Origin of the sequence: Bradyrhizobium sp. Ash2021, from assembly GCF_031202265.1 — a bacterium.
GTDB lineage: Bacteria > Pseudomonadota > Alphaproteobacteria > Rhizobiales > Xanthobacteraceae > Bradyrhizobium.
Window position 1 is genome coordinate 6,933,128 of the sequence record NZ_CP100604.1, and the last position, 24,784, is coordinate 6,957,911.

Annotated in this window: 16 protein-coding genes and 2 pseudogenes; 8 read left to right on the forward strand and 10 right to left on the reverse strand. The window is 61.6% G+C overall.

All coding sequences use genetic code 11. The annotated features are described in order from the left end of the window. Positions 1-686: 686 nt before the first annotated feature. Positions 687-1,819, forward strand: a protein-coding gene (locus NL528_RS33545; protein WP_143206051.1) for an IS3 family transposase whose coding sequence is annotated in 2 segments (ribosomal slippage) — positions 687-942 and positions 942-1,819 — 1,134 coding nt in all. Because the reading frame shifts where the segments join, the coding sequence is not laid out codon by codon here. A gap of 267 nt (positions 1,820-2,086) precedes the next feature. Here the strand turns inward: NL528_RS33545 and NL528_RS33550 are convergent. After that, the gene (locus NL528_RS33550; protein WP_375144089.1) at positions 2,087-3,400 is read right to left on the reverse strand and encodes an amidohydrolase family protein; all 1,314 of its coding nucleotides are present in this window, start codon (positions 3,398-3,400) and stop codon (positions 2,087-2,089) included. Positions 3,401-4,034: 634 nt separating this feature from the next. On the opposite strand from NL528_RS33550, the gene NL528_RS33555 reads away from it, so the two are divergent. Next, positions 4,035-5,825, forward strand: a complete 1,791-nt coding sequence (locus NL528_RS33555; protein WP_309178646.1) for a metallophosphoesterase — start codon at positions 4,035-4,037, stop codon at positions 5,823-5,825. Here the strand turns inward: NL528_RS33555 and NL528_RS33560 are convergent. Continuing rightward, positions 5,822-6,862 (reverse strand): AI-2E family transporter, encoded by a 1,041-nt coding sequence (locus NL528_RS33560; RefSeq protein WP_309178647.1) that lies wholly within the window; start codon positions 6,860-6,862, stop codon positions 5,822-5,824. The two genes, NL528_RS33555 and NL528_RS33560, sit on opposite strands and share 4 nt — an antisense overlap. Before the next feature lie 269 nt (positions 6,863-7,131). Here NL528_RS33560 and NL528_RS33565 point away from each other — a divergent pair, with 269 nt between their 5' ends. From NL528_RS33565 to NL528_RS33580, 4 genes and pseudogenes are all read left to right on the forward strand, one after another. Continuing rightward, a complete protein-coding gene (locus NL528_RS33565; RefSeq protein ID WP_309178649.1) occupies positions 7,132-7,698 on the forward strand; it encodes an HdeD family acid-resistance protein in 567 nt (188 codons plus the stop codon). A 325-nt stretch (positions 7,699-8,023) separates the two neighbouring features. Beyond that, positions 8,024-9,052 (forward strand): patatin-like phospholipase family protein, encoded by a 1,029-nt coding sequence (locus NL528_RS33570; RefSeq protein ID WP_309178650.1) that lies wholly within the window; start codon positions 8,024-8,026, stop codon positions 9,050-9,052. 12 nt (positions 9,053-9,064) lie between these two features. Beyond that, positions 9,065-10,519, forward strand: coding sequence for a GntP family permease (locus NL528_RS33575; RefSeq protein WP_309185108.1), 1,455 nt, complete (start codon positions 9,065-9,067; stop codon positions 10,517-10,519). 476 nt (positions 10,520-10,995) lie between these two features. After that, positions 10,996-11,337, forward strand: a pseudogene (locus NL528_RS33580) (adenylate/guanylate cyclase domain-containing protein); the annotation flags it as partial. A 254-nt stretch (positions 11,338-11,591) separates the two neighbouring features. On the opposite strand, the gene NL528_RS33585 reads toward NL528_RS33580, so the two are convergent. Continuing rightward, the gene (locus tag NL528_RS33585) at positions 11,592-12,548 is read right to left on the reverse strand and encodes a hypothetical protein (protein WP_309178651.1); all 957 of its coding nucleotides are present in this window, start codon (positions 12,546-12,548) and stop codon (positions 11,592-11,594) included. 346 nt (positions 12,549-12,894) lie between these two features. Here NL528_RS33585 and NL528_RS33590 point away from each other — a divergent pair, with 346 nt between their 5' ends. Further along, positions 12,895-14,184: an ABC transporter substrate-binding protein gene (locus tag NL528_RS33590; protein WP_309178653.1), complete on the forward strand. Its 1,290-nt coding sequence runs from the start codon at positions 12,895-12,897 to the stop codon at positions 14,182-14,184. Between the two features lie 187 nt (positions 14,185-14,371). Here the strand turns inward: NL528_RS33590 and NL528_RS33595 are convergent, their stop codons facing one another. Both NL528_RS33595 and NL528_RS33600 read right to left on the reverse strand, forming a co-directional pair. Further along, a complete protein-coding gene (locus NL528_RS33595) occupies positions 14,372-17,740 on the reverse strand; it encodes an AAA family ATPase (protein WP_309178654.1) in 3,369 nt (1,122 codons plus the stop codon). Positions 17,741-18,024: 284 nt separating this feature from the next. Beyond that, the gene (locus NL528_RS33600) at positions 18,025-18,669 is read right to left on the reverse strand and encodes a DUF1326 domain-containing protein (protein WP_309178655.1); all 645 of its coding nucleotides are present in this window, start codon (positions 18,667-18,669) and stop codon (positions 18,025-18,027) included. 269 nt (positions 18,670-18,938) lie between these two features. On the opposite strand from NL528_RS33600, the pseudogene NL528_RS33605 reads away from it, so the two are divergent. Beyond that, positions 18,939-19,544 (forward strand): annotated as a pseudogene (locus tag NL528_RS33605) (HlyD family secretion protein); the annotation flags it as partial. Here the strand turns inward: NL528_RS33605 and NL528_RS33610 are convergent. The 5 genes from NL528_RS33610 to NL528_RS33630 all read right to left on the reverse strand — a co-directional run bounded on the left by NL528_RS33610 (position 19,480) and on the right by NL528_RS33630 (position 24,703). Next, positions 19,480-20,259: an ABC transporter ATP-binding protein gene (locus tag NL528_RS33610; protein WP_309178656.1), complete on the reverse strand. Its 780-nt coding sequence runs from the start codon at positions 20,257-20,259 to the stop codon at positions 19,480-19,482. The pseudogene NL528_RS33605 and the gene NL528_RS33610 overlap by 65 nt on opposite strands. Continuing rightward, entirely contained in the window at positions 20,252-21,043 is a 792-nt protein-coding gene (locus tag NL528_RS33615) for an ABC transporter permease (RefSeq protein WP_309185109.1), read from the reverse strand. The genes NL528_RS33610 and NL528_RS33615 overlap by 8 nt, the downstream gene beginning before the upstream one ends. Positions 21,044-21,105: 62 nt before the next feature. Next, positions 21,106-22,065: an NrtA/SsuA/CpmA family ABC transporter substrate-binding protein gene (locus NL528_RS33620; RefSeq protein ID WP_309178657.1), complete on the reverse strand. Its 960-nt coding sequence runs from the start codon at positions 22,063-22,065 to the stop codon at positions 21,106-21,108. Between the two features lie 344 nt (positions 22,066-22,409). Then, complete coding sequence (locus NL528_RS33625; RefSeq protein ID WP_309178658.1) at positions 22,410-23,564, reverse strand: epoxide hydrolase; 1,155 nt, start codon at positions 23,562-23,564, stop codon at positions 22,410-22,412. A 218-nt stretch (positions 23,565-23,782) separates the two neighbouring features. Beyond that, a complete protein-coding gene (locus NL528_RS33630; protein ID WP_309178659.1) occupies positions 23,783-24,703 on the reverse strand; it encodes a hypothetical protein in 921 nt (306 codons plus the stop codon). Positions 24,704-24,784 lie beyond the last annotated feature (81 nt).

Here is a 24,784-nt window from a genome sequence, read left to right on the forward strand (position 1 = left end):
TCTGGCCGGCACCGCCGAAAGAAGAAAACAGAGAACACACTTCTCTGTTCGCTCTCCACGCGTGCACGTTTTCACACAGGCTGGGTGTAGAGGTCGAAGAAGGCAGCGCCGGACAGACCGGGCTTTTCGCCCACCCATACGCGCTTTTAGTGTTACCTGGCGCCTTAGCGCCAGGTTGCCGGTTCGCAGGGAGGATTATTCCACGAACCTCCGGCAAACTGGCCAACGTCCGGAGCCCGGATGCAGTGAACGACGCGGGAGGGATGGATGACTGCGCCGTTTTTGTCGTACCACGCCGCCCTGGTGCCTGAGCCCCGGGTTGCCGGTTCGCAGGGAGGATTATTCCACGAACCTCCGGCAAACTGGCCAACGTCTGGAGCCCGGATGCAGTGAACGACGCGGGAAGGATGGATGACTCCGCCGTTTTTGTCGTACCACGCCGCCATGGCCGGATTAGCGAACATGGCCGCGGCGATCAGTCCTACCGAAACAAGCTTACTCATTTGCGCGTCTCCATATGATATCAGTGATTGAACAACTGACTAACCCTTTGCTGCAGCTTATTTCTAGCGAAGAGACTACGAGCATCATTTTTACAGTACAGAGCCGGTCGCGGAAATCTGGACAGAACGATAAGTGGAATTTCTGCCTGACAGCGGCGATAATTGCCGTGAACAGGAGAGACCATGAGCAGACGACCCCGGCGGAACCACTCACCGGCCTTCAAGGCGAAGGTGGCTCTGGCCGCCATCAAGGGCGATCGGACGATAGCCCAGCTGGCGGAGCATTTCGACGTTCACCCCAATCAGATTACGGCCTGGAAATCACAGCTTGAGGGCGGCGCCTCTGATATTTTCGGATCGGGGGGCGGGACGCCGGCCACGCCCGCGGTCGATGTGAAGTCGCTGCATGCCAAGATCGGGGAGCTGACGCTGGAGAACGATTTTTTAGAAGGCGCGCTCACCAAGGCGGGATTGCTGAGCGCAAAGCGATGATCGACCGTAAGCACGATCTGTCGATCACCAAGCAGGCAGAGATTTTGAAGGTCAGTCGCGGCAGCGTGTACTATCTGCCGCGTCCAGTCTCTTCAGCCGACCTCGAGATCATGCAGCGTCTCGATCGGCTGCACCTGGAGTATCCCTTCGCCGGTTCGCGTATGTTGCGAGGCCTGCTGGCTTTGCAGGGGTGCAAGATCGGCCGCCGGCATGTGAAGACGCTCATGCGGCGGATGGGGATAGAGGCGCTCTATCGCCGTCCGCGCACCACCAAGCCCGAGCCCGGCCACAAGATCTATCCGTATCTGCTGCGCGGCATCGAGATCCGGCGGCCGAACCAGGTCTGGGCCATGGACATCACGTACATTCCGATGGCGCACGGCTTCGTCTATCTCGCCGTGGTGCTGGACTGGGCGACACGTCGTGTTCTGTCGTGGCGGCTGTCGATCACGATGGAGGCGGCCTTCTGCGTCGAGACCCTGGAAGATGCCTTGGCTCGCCACGGCAAGCCGGACATCTTCAACACCGATCAGGGCTCTCAGTTCACCGGCGCGGCGTTCACCGGCCTGCTCGCCAGCAATGGCATCGCCATCAGCATGGATGGCAAAGGGGCCTGGCGGGACAATGTGTTCGTCGAACGGCTGTGGCGCAGCGTCAAATACGAGGAGGTCTATCTGCGAGCCTACGAAACCGTCGGCGAGGCGCGACATTCGATCGGCCGGTATCTCGACTTTTACAACGGCCGACGTCCTCATTCGAGTCTTGACGACATGACCCCGGATCAAGCCTACTTCGATCTTCCGCCGCTCCGCGCGGCGGCCTAACCTCGGCAGAGGCTCCACTTATCGACGCGGAATTTTTGTTCAGACAACCGGGGCCAGCTCAGTACCGACGATGCACTTCATCAAGTGTTGATCTATATCAACCTCGTTCCCGAATACGGCGGCTGATGACCGCTCTGGGCCAAAAGCTGAAAAGTTCAATGGGAGCATATGTTTTCCGCTCTACCCCCAACAACGGACATAGAGCGACCACGGCGGTTTGTCCGAGTTGTGCCAACAAGAGACATCAACGGACCGGAGTGGCTACGGTCACAGGGTGTTCTTGTATACCCGCCCATCCTTCATGATGACCTTGAAGTTCTTGGCAGGGTCGGCGATTAGATTGATGTTCTCCAGTGGATTGCCGTCGACCAGCAGCAGATCGGCAAGCGCGCCCTGTTCAACGACGCCGAGCTTCCCAGAATACGGATTGCGTTTGCCGGACAATGCTAGCAGTTCGGCGTTGGCGCCGGTTGCCATTGCGAGCGATTCGGCAGCGCTGTACCAGCGGACAAGCGAGGCCAGAATTGCCCCCTGTTGCTGCGCGAGCGCTTGGGAGAACAGGACATCGGTGCCCCACGCCGTCTTGATCTTGTACTTCTTCGCCAGTTCGTATGTCGCGGCTATGCCGGGCCAAACTTCATCAGCCTTGGCTCGTTGAACTGAGCCTACCGGAAAGCCTTGTCTCAACTCCTCGGGGAGGGGCTGCAGACTCAACCACACGCCCTTCTCGGCAATCAGCTTGGCAGTTGTCTCGTCCATCAGGAAGCCATGTTCGATACACTTCACACCAGCGGCAATGGCCCGCTGAATAGCCGCCGGCGTAAAGGCGTGTACGGTGACGTAAGTGCCCCAATTCTCGGCCGCTTCGACAGCCGCCCGCAGTTCCGCCTCCGTGAAAGTCGACACGTCGATCGGGCTGAACGGCGAGGAAACACCGCCGCCGGCCGTCAATTTGATCTGGGAGGCGCCCTGCATGAGCTGCTCGCGGACGCGGACGCGGACCTCGTCAGGGCTGTCGGCGACCATACTGCCGCCAATCTGCTCCATGCGGCTGAGCATCCCGCCTATCGTGCGCGGCAGTTCCGACAACTGGCGGAAATCCCCGTGTCCGCTCGTCACCGTGATAAATGCCCCCGAGGGATAGATACGAGGCCCCGCGATCAACCCTGTGTCGATGGCGGTCTTTAGTCCGAATACCGGACCACCAACGTCGCGGACGGTGGTAAAGCCGCGCATCAGCGTGTCGGTTGCCTCAACGCTGGCCGCAATATTGTTGTATCCGACATCACCGACGATCGCCTGGGCAGGATTCGGCCGGATCAACATCGCATGCCAGTGCGCGTCGATCAGGCCGGGCATCAGCGTTCGCCCGCCGCCTGCGATCACGGTCATGCCGGGCTCGGCATCGATAGGCGCCGTCGAGATGCGTTCAAAGACGTTGCCCTTGATGAGGACGCTGGACGGCGCAGAGAGCGAGCCGCTCTTACCGTCGAAAATCCGCACATTCTGAAAAAGTGTCACGCCAGCACTCACCGGCGAATTGCCTTGCGCGCGAACGGCGGACGCAAGGCTGACGGCCATAAGCGGAAGCGCGGCGACGAAAATCCTTCGGGAGATCGCGTTCATTTAGCTCGCCCTCCTGGCAGACGTTTACGAAGCCTTCACAACCTCTCGTCGAGCATAACTAGCCAAGCAGGACGGCTCAATGAGGCAGGGCTGCTGTCCCAAATAGGTCAGAATGCGAAGCGCTTGAACCGAGCAAGTGTTTTTCCGCTTTACCTCCGAACTCAGACATTGGGCGCGCACCAGTCATGAATCTCACATTAAGTGGATTCTCCCATTTTTTTGAAATTTTGCGTACGAACCGGGGGAGACCGGTCGGACGGGAAGAGTAGCCTAGACTTTTGCCTACCCTCACCCCACCCGACAGTCGCTTTGCCCTTCGAAATGGACATCAGTCGCGCGCATGTGCATAAGCGTATCAGGCCGACGACAGACAGTCCGCAGGTTGAAAGGCCTGTGCCAAAAGGCTGGGTACTCGCGCTGCTACGGGTTGGCCGACAGACGTCAGATGCTCTGAGATCTGCACTGGTGACCAATGGTGGGGTAGGGTTCCCCGCAGTGCTCTCTGGCTGATATTACAGCAAGAGGCCGATAGCATGGGTTCCGCGGGAAAAACCCATCCCGCTACCGATGCAAGATGTGGGCTCCCGTCATGACCAAGTCTACTGCGGGACGTGACTGGAATGCTAAAGACGGTGCGTTTCCGCTCGTTGATCCGCGTCAGGGCGATGTCGAGGACGACGCCGCGAGCCCCGGACAAAGGTCGCTGCTCGCGATCGCCGGGAATCTGTTAGTCGAAATCAGCCTGCCGAAACTACTGTTCGCTTGGACGGTCTCGCTGCTGCTGCCGGCGGTGCTGCTCGGCCTCACGCCGCTGGTGGCCACGGCGTGGCTTGCCACGGTGTCGGGGCATATTCTGGCGGTAACGGAAATTGGCGCCGCACTGGTACTGGTTGTCCTGGTCGCGTTGGGATGGATCGGATGGCGGCCTCTGTTGCGGATCGCCGAGGTCAACTTCTGGTCGCTCAACGCGCTTGCCGTCCAGCCGGGCTATGCATTTTGCCGTGAGGCGCTGCGCCAACTGGCGGAGCGGATGTTCGCCCGGCACTCCAACGCCGCCGGGCGGGCGCGGTTGCGCGCGGCGAGTTCCGCCGGCGCCGGCATCGTCCTGTGCGGATGCGCGGCATTGATTGCCATTTTCATCTGGCCGGGCTCGCGCTGGATGGGCACCGTGACCGATCTCGCGGCACTGCATCGCTTGGTCTTGCCGACGCTTGCCAACGCCGTCGTGCTGGTGTCCAGTTATTTCGCGATCGCGGCGCTCGTCTGGGGCTTCGCGGATGCCAGCATGGATCAGCCGTTCGATCTCGCTGCATTCGATGACGCGCCGCCCGGTGGCCGCACCTGGCGCGTCGCGCATCTTTCGGACCTTCACACAGTCGGTGAGCGATATGGTTTTCGTATCGAAAGCGGACGCGGCGGCCCACGCGGCAACGAACGCCTCGACCGCGTCATGGCTCGGCTCGCGGCCATCCATACCGCACATCCGCTCGATCTCGTTCTTGTCAGCGGCGACATGACCGATGCCGGCCGCGCGACGGAATGGGCCGAATTCCTTGACACAGTGGCGCGGCACCCCGCCCTCGCGGTACGCATGATCGTGCTGCCAGGCAATCACGACGTGAACATCGTCGACCGCGCTAATCCAGCGCGGCTCGACTTGCCATTCAGCCCAGGCAAGCGGTTACGGCAGATGCGGACACTGTCGGCGATCGCGGCAGTGCAGGGCGATCGCGTGCACGTCGTAGACGGCGCCAAGCAACGCGCGTCGACGCTCAATGAGGCGCTGGCACCGCATCGCCTACGGATCGCGGCCTTCGTGGATCGCGGCGGCCTGCGCCGCGCCGCCGGGCTCGGGCGTCTCTTCGACGATCAATTTCCGATGATCATGCCGCCCGATTCGGAGGACGGTCTCGGTGTCGCTATCCTCAACTCCAACGCCGAAACCCATTTCTCCTTCACCAACGCGCTCGGATTTGTCTCCGTCGAACAAACGTATCGTCTCGCGGCTGCGCTCAACAAATTTTCAAAGGCCAGCTGGGTCGTCGCGCTGCATCACCACTTGTTGGAATATCCGATGCCGATGACGGCATTTTCCGAGCGGCTCGGCACTGCGCTCGTCAACGGCACCTGGTTCGTACGCAAGCTCAGGCCGTTGGCGGCCCGCATCGTGGTCATGCACGGCCACCGCCATATCGATTGGATCGGCGCCTGCGGCGCGATAAAAATCGTGTCCGCCCCGTCGCCGGTGATGGGCGCCACAGACGACGCACCCACGCACTTTCATATCCACACGCTCGCGGCAGCCCCCGACGGGCGGCTTTATTTGCTTCCGCCCGAGTGCATCGAGATTGCTGGCGTCGAAGCTCGATCCGCAGGTTAGATTTTACGGGTTTTAGTCTGTTCCGGTCCGCCGAGCAGATCGGCGAGCCAGCGGCTCGACGGATGCTGGCGGGAGAAACTCAGTATGGCGAGGGCGATGGGCACACCGATGAAGCTACCGAACAGGCCCCACAGGAACGTCCAGAAGAAGACCGCGAACAGCACGACCAATGGGGAGATCGAAAGAATGCTGCCAGACACGCGCGGCTCGATATAGCTACCGACTACGAACTGGATGATATTGAGGCAGACGAAGACGCCCAGAACCGTCTGCCAGCTGTCGAACTGGGTCATGGCCAGCAGGGTCGGAAACAGGGTTGCGATGAAAGGGCCGATGAACGGGATATAGTTCAGCGCGAAGGCGATTACGCCCCATTCAATCGCGAACGGCAACCCGGTGATCCAGGCGAAAACGCCGACGAGCAGGCCGGTCAAGGCGCTCATCTGCGTGCGCACCAGCATGTACTTTCTGAACTTCTCCGCGGTCGCAACGCTGCCGTCCAGAAGCATGCGCGCAGCCTCCCGGTTGTCGAGCGCCTCGATCTTGCGCCGCATATCGTCGACTTCCAGCAGTCCCAGGATGAGGTAGATCAGCGCGATCAGCCAGAAACTGAGGGTGGTATGGACGCGGCCCGCGATATGCTGCGTCGCACGCAATAGCCAGGCGACGTTGAAATGTTCGGCCCATAGCCCAGCGACGGAGACGCCGTGACTGTCGAGCCATGTCACCATGGCATCATACAGCGCCTGGTAGCGCGGCGCGTCCGCGACGAGCGATCGTGCCACCCGGCCGAAGCCCCAAGCGACCAGTGAGGCGAAGGTGAGACACACCGCGACCGTGACGACGATCGTGATAGCAAGCGCCAGCAGCTTCGGCATCCGCCCCTGCAACCAGTGCTGCAACGGCCAAACAATTGCGATGATGAAAATTGCCAGCGCAAGCGGCGCAAATACGATGCTCGCCTGCGCCGCGGCGGCCGCGAGCAGCACTGCCGCAATGATCGCCACAGCGATCTTCAATGCAAGGCCAGCCACCATTCTCTTGGCGCTTTCAGAAAAATACCGGCTTCTGCCGGAGACCAGCTTAGGGCTTCGACAACAGCCCGGCAATGCATGACAACCCTGGGGAGAGCCCACGTCATTTCATTAGAATCGTCAGCATTGCGAACCCACATCGAAGACAGAAAAAGTCGAAATAGCAGAATTAGCGACTGTTGGCGGTCCTACTTTTTCGATATTCTAGCTTCGCTCACCTACCGTCTTTTGCAGACGCACGTCCAGATAGGTTTTCAAATTGGAGGACCATCATGACAGACACTCTGATAAATCTTCAAGCCGGCTCAGATACGGCGCCTCTACGCGCCAAGTGGGGCTGGATCGTCGCACTCGGCGTCGTCTATCTCGTCGTCGGGTTTATCGCGCTGGGCAGCGTTGTGATGGCCACTGTCGCGAGCGTCCTCGTCGTCGGCGTGATGATGATCATCGCCGGCGTTGCCGAAGTATTCAGCGCCTTCCAGATCAAGAGCTGGGGCAAATTCTTGCTCTGGGCTCTGCTCGGTATGCTCTACATCATTGCCGGCTTCGTCACGTTCGAGAATCCGCTTCTTGCCGCTGCGCTGCTCACCCTCATTCTCGGCGCCTCACTTGTAGCCTCGGGCATCATGCGGATCATCCTTGCCTTCAGCATGAAGCGGGAAACGCCCTGGATCCTGGTGCTGGTGTCCGCCGTGATTACGCTGCTGCTCGGCCTCTTGATCTTGGCGCACTGGCCGGTCTCGAGTCTCTATATTCTCGGCCTGTTCCTTGGCATCGATCTGATCATGGCCGGCGCAGGCTGGATCGGATTGGGCTTCGGCCTGCGCCGCGCTCGTTGAAGATTGAGCTGGCGGAATGCGCGCGATGCGGTCGTCTTGATCAACGACAAAGAGGTGCCGCATGCGCTGGATCTGCCTCGCTGTCATCATTCTGTTTGCCGCTGCCATGACCGTTTTCGCACCGCTTCGAGATCGTCGCCATCTCTTTCCCGGGCCCCAACGTCCACGTGTCCCTCGAGCGGCTGGTTGGCGTCACCTACCTCCTGGGGCGGGGACGGGCTGCAGCCTGTTTGCGCTGCTGGTGAATCTTACGAAGGGTTGAAAAGAGGCGTAATGGGCTCGACCTGAATCAGCGTCGTTTGATCTCCAATCAAAGAGGGTAACGATGGACGAAACAGTGCGTCAACCGGTTCCGGTGGACCTCGCTTTGCAGGGCGGTGGCTCGCACGGTGCGTTCACTTGGGGCGTCCTCGATCGACTGATCGAGGAGCCATGGCTGCGGATCGAGGCGATCTCCGGCACGTCGGCAGGCGCGATGAATGCGGCCTTGGTGGCCGATGGATGGACACAAGGCGGGGCGGAAGGCGCCCGCGCAGCTCTCGAGACGTATTGGCGGCGTGTGTCGCAGGCTGCGGCGTTCAGCCCGCTGCAGCGCTCGCCGCTCGATCGGCTGATGGGCCGCTGGACGCTCGACACCTCCCCCGCCTATGTCGCCATGGACCTGATGACGCGCGTGCTCTCGCCCTACGATCTCAATCCGTTCGGGCTCAATCCGTTACGCACCATCCTTGGTGAAATCATCGATTTCGACCGGCTTGCGCGGGCGCCGATCTTGCTGTTCATCACCGCGACCAACGTGCGGACCGGCCGCGGCCGTGTCTTCCGCAACGCTGAAATCACGGCCGACGTCCTTCTTGCCTCGGCTTGTCTGCCGACCATGTTCCAGGCGATCGAGATCGACGGCGAGCCCTATTGGGATGGCGGTTATGCCGGCAATCCGACCCTCACACCGCTGGTGCGCGAAAGCGACGCGCACGACACCATCCTGGTGCAGATCAATCCGCGCGAACGGCGGGAGCCGCTGCGCACGGCAAACGAGATCCTCAACCGGCTCAACGAGATTTCCTTCAACTCACCGTTGATGAAGGAATTGCGCATGATCGCGCTGCTGCGTCAGGTGGTGGATCCCGGACACGGCGAGGGCGCGCGCTGGGCCGGCATGCGCACCCACAGCATCTGGACTGACAAGCTCGCCGACTTCGGCGCCTCTTCGAAACTCAATGCCGAGTGGAGTTTCGTGGGCATGTTGAAGGAGGAAGGGCGCCGCTGCGCCGACGCATTCCTCGCCACGCATGGCGAGGATCTGGGCCAGCGCTCCACCGCCGACCTCGACGTGCTGCTGGCGGAGTGCTGAGCGATGACGCTTGTGGGCCTCGCTGGCATCCTGCTCGGGCTTGGCCTTCTGATCTGGCTTGCCTTCCGCGGCTGGAGCGTGCTGGTGCTCGCGCCGCTCGCCGCGCTGATTGCAGCCCTCATGGCCGGTGAGCCGCTGCTCGCACACTGGACGCAGACCTTCATGGTCGGCGCGGCCGGGTTTCTGGCGCAGTTCTTTCCGTTGTTCCTGCTCGGCGCGCTGTTCGGAAAGCTGATGGAGGACTCAGGCTCAGTTAGTGCGATTGCAGCCTTCGTGACGCAAAAGCTCGGCACGCGGCGCGCGGTGCTGGCGGTGGTGCTCGCCGGCGCGCTCGTCACCTATGGCGGCGTCAGCCTGTTCGTCGCCTTCTTCGTGCTGGCGCCGATGGCGCACGAGCTGTTTCGCGCGGCCGGCATTCCGCGGCGGCTGATGCCGGCGGCGATCGTGCTCGGTACCTCGACATTCACTATGTCGGCACTGCCGGGCACGCCGTCGATTCAGAACGCGATCCCGATGCCGTTCTTCGGCACCACGCCGTTCGCCGCACCCGGCCTCGGCCTTCTGGCGTCGCTGATCATGCTCGGCTTCGGGCTATGGTGGCTCAATCGCGAGGAGGCAAAAGCAAGAGCAAGCGGCGAAGGCTTCGGCGACGGCACACCGATGCCGACCGAGCGGCTGACCGCCGATGAGGTGCTGCGTGAGCGCGCCACCACCGCGCGCGAATTCGATCCGGCCGAGATCGCGCATGGTGCCATGACGGACATCGCCCCAAAGGTCACGCGCGCCGCGCTGCCGCTTGTGGTCGTGATCATCGTCAATCTCGCGATGTCGCTTGTCATCATACCGGCACTAGACACGCATTATCTGGCCGAGACGCGTTTCGGCGAGACTTCGCTTGCCGCGGTCGGCGGCGTGTGGGCAGTGATCAGCGCGCTCGCTTGCGCCATCGTTACGGTGCTTGCGGCAAGCTATCGACGATTGCCGGCGTTGCGCGCGACCATCGATGCCGGCGCCAACGCCTCAGTGCTGCCGGCGGTGAGCGTGGCAAGCCTGGTCGGCTTCGGCGCCGTTGTGGCGGCGATGCCGGCCTTCGCGGTCGTGCGCGACGCCGTGCTCGGCGTCGGCGGCGGACCGTTGGTGTCGCTCGCGGTCGCGACCAACGTGCTCGCCGCCCTCACCGGTTCGGCGTCAGGCGGGCTGACCATCGCGCTCGACGCACTTGGGGCCACCTACATGACCCGCGCGGCGGAAATCGGCCTCAATCCCGCGCTGCTGCACCGCGTGGCGGTGATCGGCTCGGGCACGCTCGATAGCCTGCCGCACAATGGAGCGGTGGTCACATTGCTCGCGGTCTGCGGATCGACGCACCGAGACAGCTATCGCGACATCGTTGTGGTCGGCATCATCGGGGCCCTTGTAGCCCTTGCCGCCGTCATCGGGCTTGGCTCTGTGGCAGGTTCGTTCTGAGCCATCGGCGTGGGCCTGCGTCTTAACGGATGGACGATCCGGCGCGACGAGTGGCAAGTCTGCCAGCAAGGCTCTCAACTCCAGGCTCTGCGAGTGGAACCGAAAGGAACCGCAGCAATGCCGGTTTGCGAGAGGGCAACCTCGGGGGTCAGAGCGCGAGAGTGTCAGTTAGGTCTCGCATCCAGAATGTTGGATGCTAGGCGCGAACCGCTGCGGCGCAACCAAGACCGCTATGGGTCAAACTCAGAAGTCCGGGCGCGCAAGCGCCTAGTCAGCTTTGCCCCCAAGAGCCGACATGGTCCGACCGAACCCGTCAGGTCCGCTAAGTGCCAACAGCGACATCACCTCAATTAGTAGCGTCGCCACCCTTGTGACCTTCGGTCAGTCCATGCCCACTTAATCGTCCCGCTTTGAGCGGGTCGTGGGGCGGCAGCCGGATTTATCGTACAACGTGCAGGTCGAAAGGTCTGCATGCCATGGTGCAAGAGCGGCCAGTCCGGGTGGAGCGCAGGTTGTCGGCAATATTGGCCGCCGACGTGGCTGGCTACTCACGGCTCATGCATAGCAGCGAAGAGCTTACGCATGCCAAACTGACCGCGCTCCTAACGGAGGCCGTCAACCCCGCAATCGCCGAACACGGGGGCCGCATCGTTAAGAACACCGGGGACGGGTTCTTGGCGGAGTTTCCGAGTGCGGTCGAAGCGGTGCGGGCTGCGATGCTATTCCAGACCCGTATTCGTGAACTTACAATTGGCGACGCTGAGGACAGGCGCCTTTGCTTCCGTGTCGGCATCAACATCGGTGACATCATTGCTGAGTGGGCCGGCATTATAAATGGTCCTGTACGTTTCCAACACGGCCTCACGATCGGCACGCCGCCACTTGTTCGTGCCGATCCCCAAGGGCCGCACATGGATGCCGGTTCGACCCAGGGGGCGCGTATCATGATCTGCGGGCATCGCTGGACCTCTCACAAGGCGAAAGCGCAGTTTGCTGGTTGGTGTGATGACGCTGGCGTTTCAAAGGTTTACGCCATAGCGACTACGGCCGCATACGGTTTTGAGATTGACAATCACCTCAGCGTTCGCAGCGAGCTGCTGCTTAACGATAGGACATCTGAGGCTTGCTGTTCTTTCGCCTCGTAGTATTCGGCCGAGAACTTGATTGACCATCGCGAGAAGAACGATTGCAATTTCTGAGTGGGCTTCTCGACGCCGAAATGTTCGACAACGTGCGCGTTGCGCAGCCACCTCACCGCCGATGCGATGCCGACGGTACGCTCGAGCCTCTCAACCACTGCGATGCCGACGACCTCTGCCTGCCGATAGCGAAAGCCGACCTTTTTGATCACATACATGCGCTTGAGGGTTTCATAGCCCTTGAATACGAGCTGAACGAGGGGGTGTCTTTTAGCCTGTGGCCAGGCTGCCGGGTACACCGGCAGCACCAAGAGCTTGCTCTTCGCGATGACCGTTGCCAGCGGATGCAAGAGTTGCATCCACGCCGGCCAGGACGTGACCTTCGCAAACAATATCGCGTGCATCGCCGTTGCTGCCCCGAAAGAGATCGGGAGCCAAAGTACCGCGCCCAGGATCACGAGCAGTGCGGTGTTCGGCGTGAGATGCCGGCATTTCCGGAACACGCATGCCATGCCGCTCTCAAAGGCGGTATGCACAGCTCGTTCGAACGCCTGATAGCTAATCTTCCGCCGAAGCCACGACCAGTTCCGGCGGATCGAAATGCTCCAGCGCCGACGATTCGTCTCGGAAAGGGGAACAAGACGTAACGCGCCGCTTATGGCAGTAACGATGACATTGCCAAGAACCCTGGCCGCGAAGAGCGGAAGCCAGACGATCTGCATTGCCAAAGGGAAGGCGTAGTCGAGCAGCCGCATCAGGATCGAAAGGATGAAACGCAGGATTTTGTTGGCGGCGAGCGCGACAACAACGAGTGGGATGATAATCACATCGTCGAGGCTACCGCGGAAGCGGCTTTCCTTGGTCCATGCCGGATTATGATAATCGGTCATGGTGCAACGGTTCCGGGCTGAAGACAGTGGATCGTGCCGGCTCAAATTAACACATTGGAAGAGCCTGGGGGCTTCACTTACCGGTCATTTAGCGACAACCCGACGTCCGCCAAGGGTCTTGGCTGTGTGAAAACGCGACGGCGCGCAAATTGCGGAGAAAAGCATTCCGCACGATTTCACGTTTTCACACAGCCAGGGTCAATCGCGTCAGCTTGACGGTGCGCCGATCACTTCCACTCTTCCCCTATGAACAGACATCCGCAGCATCGGTCGGCATGTCTCAGAGGTGCCGATATTGTTGCAAAAGTCTTTTCGGGGTGGCGAAGGAAAATTTCTACAGCCGCTGATGCGCTTTACGCGCGGCGACGTGAGGGACCATATCGTTTCATATGCGGCCGGCAGACTAACGGTCGGCATCTGGGACCATTGGGTGCCGGGCGCGAACGCCGCGAGCACGTCACTGATCGAGAAATGGGCGGCCCAGGAAAAGGTCGAGGTGCAGATCGACCGTTTGACCAACTTAGGCAACAAGCTACTGGTCACCCTTGCCGCAGAGGCGCAAGCCAAGTCGGGCCACGACATCTTGTACATGACGACTTGGTCCCCGCACGACTACGCGATGAGCCTCGAACCGGTCGACGATGTGATGACCGAGTTGATCAAGCAGAACGGCCCTGTGAACGAAATCGCGACCTATCTCGGTCGAGCGCAAAGCCATTGGCTTGCGGCGCCGGCGACGATCGGCAATCAGATCCAGGGGCCTTGCTCGCGCATTGACCTGATGAAGCAATACGCCGGTATCGACGTCCAGGCCATGTACCCAGCCGGACGGCCGCCCAAGGCTGACGCTTGGACGCTCGAAACGTTCGTCAACGCCGCAGAAGCATGTCACAAGGCCGGATTCCCCTTCGGCATTGGGCTCGGCACGACGGAGGATTCGGTTTGTGCCGCGGGTGCGTTCTTCCAGTGCCTTGGCGCCGCGCTCGTCGATGCCGAGGGGAAGATCACGGTCAAGAGCGACGCTGTACGCAAGGCGCTCGACTATTACACAAGGCTTGCCCGGTTCTTCCCGCAGGAGGCCCCGGCGTGGGACAACGCCTCCAACAACAAGTGGCTGATCTCGGGCCGCGGCACGCTAATTTTGAACCCGCCGAGCGCCTGGGCAGTCGCGAAGCGCGACGCACCACAAGTCGCCGAGCAGTGCTGGACCCACGGCATGCCTGCTGGGCCCGAAGGGCGCTTTGCGCCGTGCTTGCCGTTCTTCTGGGGCATCTGGAACTTCAGCAAGAACAAGGCGGCCGCCAAGAGCCTGCTGGTGCACCTGTCGCAACCATCGGCCATCGAGCAGCTTGTTACGGCAAGCGGCGGCTTTGACCTGCCGCCCTTTACTAAATTCTCGACGCTGAAGATCTGGGCCGAGGAAGGACCACCGAAGGGCACCCTTTACCACTATCCGCACCCGTACCACCACCAGATCTTGTCGATTGCGGGTGCACCCGCGCCGCCCGAGATCGCAGCGCAGATCTTTACGCAGGGCGTTATGACCAAGATGACCGTGCGCCACATGCAGGGCGAGCCCATGGAAAGGACTCTCGCCTGGGCCGAGAGCGAGGTCGAAGGCTTCTTCCGCACGTGAGACCGAGTGTTCCGAAGCCTTACTTGTGGGCAAAGCCGTCGCTGCGGTCAAAACACGTCTGAGAGTGTAATGCCCGCCGACGGCAAAATCGCCGCCCGTTCCCTCGCACGACGACTTCGGCAGCCCCACCGCAGTCGGCGGGTCCGTTTCGTGCCAAACCCAGAAGTTGCCGAACTCTTCGATTAGCTTATGACGCCAGCGCATTGAGCAGCGCCCTGGCGTCTCTTAGATCGAGCGTGTCGAACCCTTCAGTGAACCCGCCGTAGACCGGAGCAAGCAATTCACGAGCTTGCCGCGGCTTGCCCTGGGAGCGCCAAAGACGGGCTAGGCTCATTGCGGAGCGGAGCTCCCAGGATTTGGCCTGTTGTTCGCGGGCTACCGCGAGGGCGCGCTCGAAATAGCGTTCTGACTTCGCGGTATCGCTATCGGCGGAGTTGAGCGCGAGTTCGCCTGCTATGCGATTGACCTCAGCCTCGTACCAGCGTTCATCGGTACTTTCGACCGCCATCATGGCTTCGCGGATACAGCGTTCGGCATCCTCGAACTGACCGACTTTCAGATAGGCGCTGGCGAGATAGGACAGATCGGTCGGCACCCGTAAGGTTGAACCTGTTGACCGCCAAGCGTCGAGGCTAGAACGGATCATGCTGATAGCGTCGACTGCGCCGCCGGCTTCAGCCAAGAGGTACCCTTGCGCTCGAATGCCATTTGCCTTCCAAAAGGGCGTGCCCTTCTCGTTCGCCAAGACGACGAGTTCGTCCGCCCGCATCTTTGCTATCGCGTACTTTCCGCACCAAATGTGGGGAAGGAATCCGTAAAATAGGGCCCACATCAAAGTGGCGGCTTGGCCAAACTCGCGTGCATTCTTTAAACCGTCCTCCGCATTTGCGAGCGCCGCATCCGGATAGCCAAGCAACCAAAAACTCCAAGATCGAAAGCCCAGACCGGATACCGCCGCATCGATAGCAAAGTGCGTCGCCAGAGAACGGTGCTCGGCCGGGTTATAGAGCGCAAGCGCCCGATTGTAGTGTGGTAAACTTCCGGCGATGTCTCCCGTCGTCATGAGGGAGACACCCGTGAGACGGCTCCCTATCATCAGTGGAGCCGGGGAGGGGCTTTTGTCAGCCAGCGCCAGGAACTGACGAGCAAGCTCGCGCATCGCCTTGCCATTGAAGGCCGCGTAGTTATGGACCCAGAAGCTATAGAGTACCGAGAACAACAAGAGGGGGTCTTCAGGGTGCTCTCCGAGCATTTCAGCTTGCTGGATTAGCGTGTACGCCTGTTCCGCCGCAGCCTTGGTCTCTGGCGCGGCGTACCCCTTCACATGAATAAGCGGCGTAATTAGCGCCACCTGAAGTCTGATTTGCTCACGGCGCTGCGCGGGCGTGCCGGGTAAACTGGCGATCTGGTCGAGAGCACGCGTAAACTGCTCTATGGCCTCGACTAGCGCCGAGCGCTCCAGCGACTGCTGTCCTGCCTTTGCCCACCATTCGATGGCCGCTTCGGTGAGCCCTGCCTGTGTGAAGTGATGCGCCAACAGCTCCGGCGCGGCAAATTCATCGCGCAACGCTTCGCCGACGCGGCGGTGCAAAACCCGGCGCCGGCTCTTGAGCAAATTCTCGTAGGCCGCATCCTGGATGAGCCCATGCTTGAAGCGATATTCAGCTTCCGGCGGCAGGCCGCGTACAAGCAGAATGTCTGCCTCGGCGAGCCGTTCCAGCGCCCTCTGAAGCGGCACGTCGTCTGTCCCTGCCACGGTGCGAAGGAGCGGATAGGAAAAGTCGCGCCCGATAACGGCACCGATCTGCGCCACGTCGCGCGCTGGGCCAAGTCGGTCGAGCCTCGCCGCCAACGATTGTTGCAGTGTCGGCGGGATCGCATGGATGCCACCGTGCTCGCCGCGCTCTAATAGAAGCCGTGTCACTTCCTCGATGAACAGCGGCACACCGCCGCTGCGCTTGGTCACGCCGTCAACCACTTCCTTTGGCAGCGCATGGCGAGCGGCAAGCTCGCCGACCATCTGACGCACCTGCAAGTGATCAAGCGGCGCCAGGGAGATTGTGCTGTGATGCGAGCGCATGCTCCAGGGAGGCCGGAACTCGGGCCGGGCTGTGATCAGAACGAACAAGGGCACCAGCGCGCCGCGCTCGGCGATACCGTGCAAGACATTGAGTGTGGTCGGATCAGCCCAATGCAAATCTTCAAATGCCAGCACCACCGGTTGAGTCCGCGCGCCGGCCATCAGCCAATTGGTTAGCGCCGTCAGCTGCCGGCGCCGCAACACCTCGGGCTCTAAAGTCGGTGCACGGTCCTGTGGCAAGGGGATGTCCAATAGCGGCGCCAGTAACGGGGCATTTTCCGCCGGATCGAGCTTGACCAGTTCCAGCGTATGCTCCAGGTCCGCCAGACGCTGCTCGGCGGGTATGTCGGCGCCGCCGAAGCGCTGGCGGCCCCAATCGGCGATCGGGTGCAGTGGCGAGTTTTGCAGAAGCTGCGAGCAGCTCCATTCCACCCAAGTGTGCGGCACCTCGCGCAACCGAGGATGGAATTCTTCGATCAAGCGGGATTTTCCCAATCCCGGCTCGCCCACGATCATCGCCAATTGACCGTCGCCCTGCCGCGCCCGCTCCCATCGTCGCATCAACATCGCGATCTCTTCCTCGCGACCCACCAGCGGCGTGAGATGGCGCTGTCTCGCGCGGCGCCCGCCGCCGCTCGCCCGTACGAGCCGGTATAGCGTCACCGGCTCCGGCACGCCCTTAAGTTCGTGGCTGCCACGTTCCTCAACGACGAACAGACCGGCGATCTGGTGCTGCACCCGCGCCGTCATCACGATCGTAGCTGGCTCCGCTACCGCCTGCACCCGCGCCGCAATGTTAGGCGCGTCACCGTAGATCTCGCCCGCCGCATCCACCACGACCTCGCCGCTTTCAATCCCGATGCGCGCGCTAAGCGCTGGCTTGCCAGCATCAGTATTCTTGCGGTTCACCTCAGCGAGCGCCCGTTGGATCGAGAGCGCAGCCCGCGCCGCGCGTTCGGCGTCGTTCTCCTGCGCCACCGGATAACCGAACAGCACCATTAGCCCGTCGCCCAACTTTCTGGCGATATGGCCGCCCATCTCGGTCACAGCGGCGCAGGCGGCATCGAGATAAGCGCAGAGGAGGTCGCGCCACTCCTCGGCATCGAGCTGCGCGGCAATGCTGGTCGAGCCGACGAGATCACAGAACATCACCGTGACATAGCGGCGCTCACCGCTGACGCCGGCTGCGGCGGAGATCGGCCGTGGCGTTGCGGTCGGGACTGGCGCTGACGCGACAGTTGTGTGACGCGGCGCCGCAGTTGCCTTGACGGGCACGGCTGGTGCGTTCTTCTCGATTCCATCAATGTCGGCAATCGCGCGCAACATTTTTCGGCGATCACCGAGGACGACAGCAAGATCTTTTAGGTCCTGATCGGTCAGTTCGCGAAGGACCGAGAAATCAATGTGGTTGTCAGCAAAACGCTGAGCGTACTCGGACATGCCGAGCTTTTCGAGCCAGTCGGAAATTTGCTGCATTGCGGCCCCCTACGGACTTAACGCTAAGCCGGTTTGGACCGACAGGAAGTCTACCACGATGCACCGACTTATTGCAGTCCCCGCGGGGGCATGTCCGGTCAGGATCAACAACGGTCCTGACGGCCCCGAAACGAGACTTCTGCTCTACCCCGATCAACGGACATCGTCAGACCGCCCGGCATGTCTCAAAGGTGCCAATAGCGGACTCCGCGAGGTGCGAGCACGATCGCGCAAGGCATTACCGAGTCGCCGCGTCGCCGATGTGCGAGAAGCGGCGTGAGCCATCATGGGCCGGCCCAGTCGAACGAGATGTGTTTGCTCGAATTTGTCGTCCACTGAAACTTGTAGCCGAACGCATCGACGGAACAGATCGTCGATTTGCCCCAAGTCACGAGCTGTCCGGGTCCGGTCTCGGAGCCAGGCGGGTTCATGAGCTGCGGATATTTTCCCGGCAGGCTCGTCGGGCCGGTCAGGGCCGTGGCCCAGGCCTTCACTTTGCCGGCGATCTCCGTTCCCCACTTGGCGCGGTCGGGCGCGATCTCGAAGGTGATCTGTGCGCGTTCCACGCCCCGCACCTGCCGGCCTTCGGCGAACAGCGCAGCGACGAGAGCCGGAAATCCTCCGACTTGGCCGCCGAAAATGCGGGGAAGCGCTTCCGCTTGGCGCTCGTCGGCGCGGTCGTCAATGAAGATGCCGGCCGTCCCCTTGGCCTTCCCCGCCCAGAGATCGCCTTCCCATCTTCCCACCCGGACGAAGCTCAGACCGTCGAGATTGATATCGCCGTAATGGCCATGTCCGATGTGCCAGAACAGCACCGACTCGCAGAAGCCGTTGTCCGGGGCCTGGGCGAAGGTGCAGGGGCACGCGACAGCGCAGCTGCAATTGTCGAACCAGTCTCCGATGATGTGCCAGCTGGGAATCTCGGCCATGACGACCTCCGCTCACCCATGAACGACAATAAGGCGTTGACCGAGGTTATACCACCGGCGTGTGAACAGCATGCGGGTTGCTGCGGCGCAATGGGATGAACTAGCGCCCGAATGGATGTGAAAACCGGACCGGCAATGTGGCAGACTGCCTGCAACCCTTGGCTTAGGACTCGGCATTCCTGAAATGACCGTTATCACGTGCGGCCATGGCGAATTTGACTTCCGAGTCGGGCTCATTCTCGACCGAATTGGGCTGTCTGCGCCATGTGGCGCTCAACCTGTCCTATACGCAGATTACCGCACCGGTCGACGGCACAGTCGGTGCGCGCTCGCTGCGGGTCGGCCAATATGTGCAGGCTGGCACGCAACTCATGGCGGTGGTGCCGCTGGATGCGGTCTATGTGGTCGCCAATTTCAAGGAGACCCAGCTCACCCATGTGCGCAACGGTCAGCCGGTCGAGCTGTACGTCGATAGCTTCGATTCGACCAGACTGAAGGGCCATGTCGACAGCTTGTCGCCGGCGAGTGGCCTGGAATTCGCGCTGCTGCCGCCGGACAACGCCACCGGCAACTTCACCAAGATCGTGCAGCGCTTGCCGGTGAAGATCGTGCTCGACGGCCAGAGCCTGAACGGCCTGCTGCGCCCGGGCATGTCGGCCGTGCCGACCGTCAACACCAAGGCCGCATACGCCCTGGGCTCCAATCCGCCCTACGGGTTGGCGTACCCTGCACATTTACGGCAGGATTGTCAGCGGAGATTTCCGCGAGGCTCGCGTGCGGAGTGCAGCGCACGCATCCAAGCGACTGCGATCAGCCCGCCTTGCGTCCGTGGTGGCTGTGCAGTTGCGATGACAGCATGCGCCGCCACGCGTTGAACTCGTTGCTTGCAGTATCGCGCGGCCGCGCAAGATCGATGCTGTACTCATTATCGATCCGGCCGGGTCCGGGCGACATGACCACGACCCGGTCGGCCAGGAAGATCGCCTCATCGATCGCGTGGGTGACGAAGAGAACGGTGAGACCGGTTCGCGACCAGATCTCGACCAGCTCGTCCTGCAGCCGCTCGCGCGTCATCGCATCCAGCGCGCCGAACGGCTCATCCATCAGCACGATTTCGGCATCATTGGCCAGCACGCGGGCGATGGCGACGCGCTGCTTCATGCCGCCGGAAAGCTGGTGCGGGTAGACATCGGCGAAATTCTGCAAACCGACGAGCTCGATGAAATGATCCGATGTTTCCCGGATTTCAGCCTTGGTGCGCCCCCGCGATTTCGGGCCGAAGCCAATGTTGTCGCGGACATTGAGCCAGGGAAACAATCCGTAATCCTGAAACACCATGCCGCGGCTCGGGCCCGGTCCCGATATCGGCATGCCCCACATCAAGGTATCGCCATGGGTTGCGGCCTCAAAGCCCGCGGCCATGCGCAGCAGCGTGGACTTGCCGCACCCGGATGCGCCGATCAGGCAGATGAATTCGCCTTTTTTGACGCGCAGATTGGCGCCGCGCAACGCCTCGATCGAGCGTCCATTCTGCGAATAGATCTTTCCGACATTCTTCATTTCCAGGATCGGGACCGTGGCTTCAGCCATGTGACGGACTCCAGGCCAAAAGCTGACGCCCGATCAGCATCACCAGTTGGTCGGAGAGAAAACCGAACGCGCCGATCACGATCATGCCGGAAATCACGATCTCGGTGCGCGAGAGCTGGCGCGCTTCCATGATGATGGCGCCGAGGCCGGTTTGTACGCCGGTCATTTCACCGACGACAATCACGACCCACGCAAAACCCAGTCCGAGCCGCATGCCGGTGAAGATCGACGGCAGTGCGGCGGGCAGCACGACGCGGAAGAACTGCGCCGACCCGGTGCAGCCGAGCATCGAAGCCGCCTCGAACAACCTTGGCTCGACCGAACGCACGCCGAAGATGGTATTCACCAGAATCGGGTAGAACGCGCCGAGAAACACCAGAAAGAACGCCGAGCGCGGCCCGAGCCCGAAGATGATCATCGCCAGCGGCAGCCACGCCGTGACCGGCACGGGGCGGAGAATCTGGATGGTCGGATCGATCAATTGCCGAACCAGCGGCACGCGCCCGATCAGCATCCCGAGCGGGAGTGCCACGATCAGGGCCAGCGCGAAGCCGCCATAGACCCGGCTGATCGAGGCGAGCAAATGGATGTGCAGGGTTTTGCTGTAGGCATCGTCATTGATGCCGCCAAAGGCGAGATCCTTCAGCTCGAGCCAGACCTCGTAAGGCGGCGGGATCAGGCTGGCCGGCCGTCCCACCGTGGAAAAATGCCAAATCGCCAGCAGGATGAGCGGGAACGTGACCGCGAGCAGCAAAGGCCGCAGGCGCGGCCACCATACCGTCACCCACGACCTCTCGCGTGCGGAGGAAGTCTCATCCCCGGTATCGGACGTGAGCGTGGTCACGATCAGGTCGGTTTCACAGCATCGACGAAGCTGGTGTCGATGAAGGTTGCGAAATCGGGGATGCGCTTGATCTGCTTCAGCGCCAGCATGTGATCGGCGTAAATCTTCGATTCCTCGATTTCCTTCGGCCCCAGTCGCCACGTCAGCTCGACATTGGGGACCGAGGCTTCGATCGCTTCCTTCTTCTGCCCGAGCTTGCTGGACGCCATCGCGACCATGGCGTCCTTGTTGGTGGCGGCGTAGTCGGTCGCCCGCTGGTGGATGCCGATCATGACGCGGACCAGGTCCGGCTTTTCGGCGATCACGTCGCGGTGGGTGCCGAACACCATGTTGAGGGATCCCATCGTGGTCGAATAGGGATATTCGACCAGCGAACCGACACCACTGGACAAGGACACGCCGGGCCCCGGCTCGGCGCCTACATAGGCATCGATGTCGCCGCGCGACAGAGCGATATGCATTTCGCTGAAGGAGACGCGAACCGGCTCGACATCCCTGATGGTCATGCCCTCCATGCGCAACCGCTCCAGGAAGAAGACTTCCTGCGTGGTGCCCGGAAACACCGCGACGCGCTTGCCCTTGAGGTCCTTGATCGAGGCGATCCCGGAGTCCCTCCTGGCGATGATCGCCATGCCGCGGTTGCAGGTCGAGGCGATCACCACGACCGGCTCGCCGGCCGCGGCGCCGAGCAGCGCTGCGGCGATGCCGAACGCGCCGAAATCGACCGACTTGGTCACGACCACGTTCTTGCATTCGGTCGGCGTCTCGAACGGCAGCACCTCGACCTTGTAGCCGGCGGGCACGAACTGCTCGTAGAAATAGGGCGCGATGGAGTGGATCAACTTGAGCGCGCCGGCCCGGATGACGACCGGCTGGCCTTCGGCACGCACGATCGCAGGCGCCGCGATAAGCCCGGCCCCAAGACCAGCAATGAATTCACGACGGCGGATCCTGGATGGCATCGGCACACTCCCTTGTTGCCTCAAATAAATGCAACAAACGTGCCGAGTGACGGTGTTTCGGGCGAGATTCGCTCGTGGTCGTGGCCTCAAATGACGCTTTTTGGGCCCTGCCGGGGATATCGATGCGTGTTCCCGGTTAACTCGTCTTTCGATGATGGCGATAGAGGATCGTTGCAAGGATCGTCGACGCGAGAATGTAGAAGATGATGACGTCGATGTTCGGGTGTCCCTCGACTAAAGCGAGCATGGCTATCCACTCCTCAAGTGGCGTGGCTTCTTCTTCCCCTCGGGCGAGCCTTGATTTCCGGAATCTAGCCGCGAACCCGGTGCCCCGATAGCCGACTTTATGCGGAGGGCCGGCGCAACAGCCGAAAGAAGTCCCGCACCTCCCGGACAAACAGGTCGGGCTGCTCGAAGGCCGCGAAGTGACCGCCCTTCGGCATTTCGTTCCAGTGTCGGATGTCGGTATAGCTCGCTTCCATCCAGCGCCGCACCGGTGCCACGATCTCCTTGGGAAAAACCGCGACGCCGCTGGGTATCGTGACCTTGTGGGCGGTCCGGCGTTTTGGCCCAAAACTCTCCCAATAGAGACGGGCGGACGAGGCGGCGGTCGCGGTCACCCAATACAGCATGACGTTATCGAGCAGTTCGTCCCGGCCGAGGATGTTCTCGGGGTGGCCGTCACAGTCGGTCCAGGCCCAGAATTTTTCCAAAATCCAGGCCGCCTGCCCGCTCGGCGAGTCCGTCAGCCCATAGGCAACAGTTTGCGGCCGGGTCGATTGCTGCTTGGAATAGCCGGAATCCCAGTCGGCGTAATACTGGATTCCCTGCAACGCCCGCGCCTCCTCCGGCGTCGGCTGGCCATCGACGTTGGGTCGCGCACTCATCGCTAGCGTAATGTGGATGCCGGCACAGTGCTCGCCGTCCTGCGCGCCGAGCGCGGTGGTCACCGCCGAGCCCCAGTCGCCGCCTTGCGCGCCGTACCTGACATAGCCGAGGCGATCCATCAGCACGGCCCAGCTTGAAGCAATGCGATCGACGCCCCAGCCGGTGGCGAGCGGTTTGGCCGAAAAGCCGAAGCCGGGCAGCGACGGGCAGACAACGTGGAACGCATCGGCCGCGTTGCCGCCGTGGGCGCTCGGATTGGTCAACGGCTCGATCACCTTCTGGAATTCGACCACCGAACCCGGCCAGCCATGGGTGATGATCAGCGGCATTGCTTCCGGATGTGGCGAACGGACGTGCAGAAAGTGAATGTCGAGCCCGTCAATCTCCGTCGTAAACTGTGCGAAGCGATTGAGCAGTGCTTCACGGCGGCGCCAATCGTACTGTTCAGCCCAATAACCGCAGACCTCCTGGATCCATTTCAGCGGCGCGCCCTGGCTCCAGTCATCGACCAGTTCGGCTTCCGGCCAGCGTGTCCTGCGCAATCTCGATTTGAGATCGTCGAGCACATCGTCGCCGACCGCGATACGAAACGGCTTGATCTCAGCACTCATGGAAAATTTCCTTCGATACCCGGCGATGGCGCGTGAAATCATACCCAATCCCACAACGAGCGTCAGCCTCTCAATACCGGCGTAATGCTTCGAAGCCATGCCCAGAGCGACGATCGGCGTGATGATCGCCGACCGCAATCTGGTGAAGGTCAAACGCTCAGGCTTGAGGAATTTTTGTGCCAGCGCCGGCCCGGACCTGGGTCCTTGCACAACTGACGCTATTTTCCGATCGCCGCCTCAAGCAGTGCCTGCGCCTGTTTTGTGGCCTGGGCGAACGAGGCCTGCTGCGGAGCGCGCTGGGTGAAACAGCGCCGGAAGGCGTCTTCGCCCTGCTGACGAAAGTCGCCGAGCTTGTCGTATGCCTTCCTGTCGATCTGGTTAAAGCGAAGCTTGTCGTCCGCTTCTTCCGCCCGTTTGTTGAAGCCGGCCCGGTCGGACGAGCATGCCGGAACCTGGACTGGAGGTTCGATCGAACCGTAGGCGACATACACCTTCCCGTTTATCTCGGCCGAAACGAAAACCTCGTCCGCCTCATTGGGGATGTCGGATTGGGTGCGGCCCGCCAGGAAGGCGTGGGCAAAGGTGGCGGAGGCCGGTCTGGCAATCGGCAAAGCATTGAAGTTGATCACCGCCGAGTCGGTCGAAATCGCCTGGGTATAGAAGCCTTCGAATTTCAACGCCGCGTCGATCTGCTGCGGCACATTCTTGAGGCCCTTGTCCCACCAGTCCTTGTGGGCGCGCAGCCAACGCGCGAACAGCCGCTCCGTCGTGACGATGATGTGAGCCTTGGGCTCGACATATTTGCCATCGGCGCCGTTGCTGCCCGCCTTCTCTCCGGTTATCCCGGTCTCGGCATCGAAGCGCAGGCCATCGAGCATGCCGAAACCCTCGTCACCTTTATAGAAGGTATCGAGATTGAGCTTGGGCGGAGCAAATCCCTTGCGGGCTGAGTCGCCCACGATCTCACTCATCTGCGCCTGAAGTTCTCCGCGCGTCGCGTCCTCGGCCTTCTGCGCGCCTTCATCGAATTTGCCGGCGTCATAGAGCTTCGAAGATTTTTCAATCGCCGCATCGCGCGCCGCAATGTAACGATCCTCCGGCGAAGCCGCCGGCGGCGCGGCGCAGGCGTTCGAAAGCATCAAGATGGAGCCAAGGAAGGCAGCTAGCCTGGAAATGGTGCGCATCCCCTGTGGTCAGTCGCAGGGGTCGTCAGGTTCAAC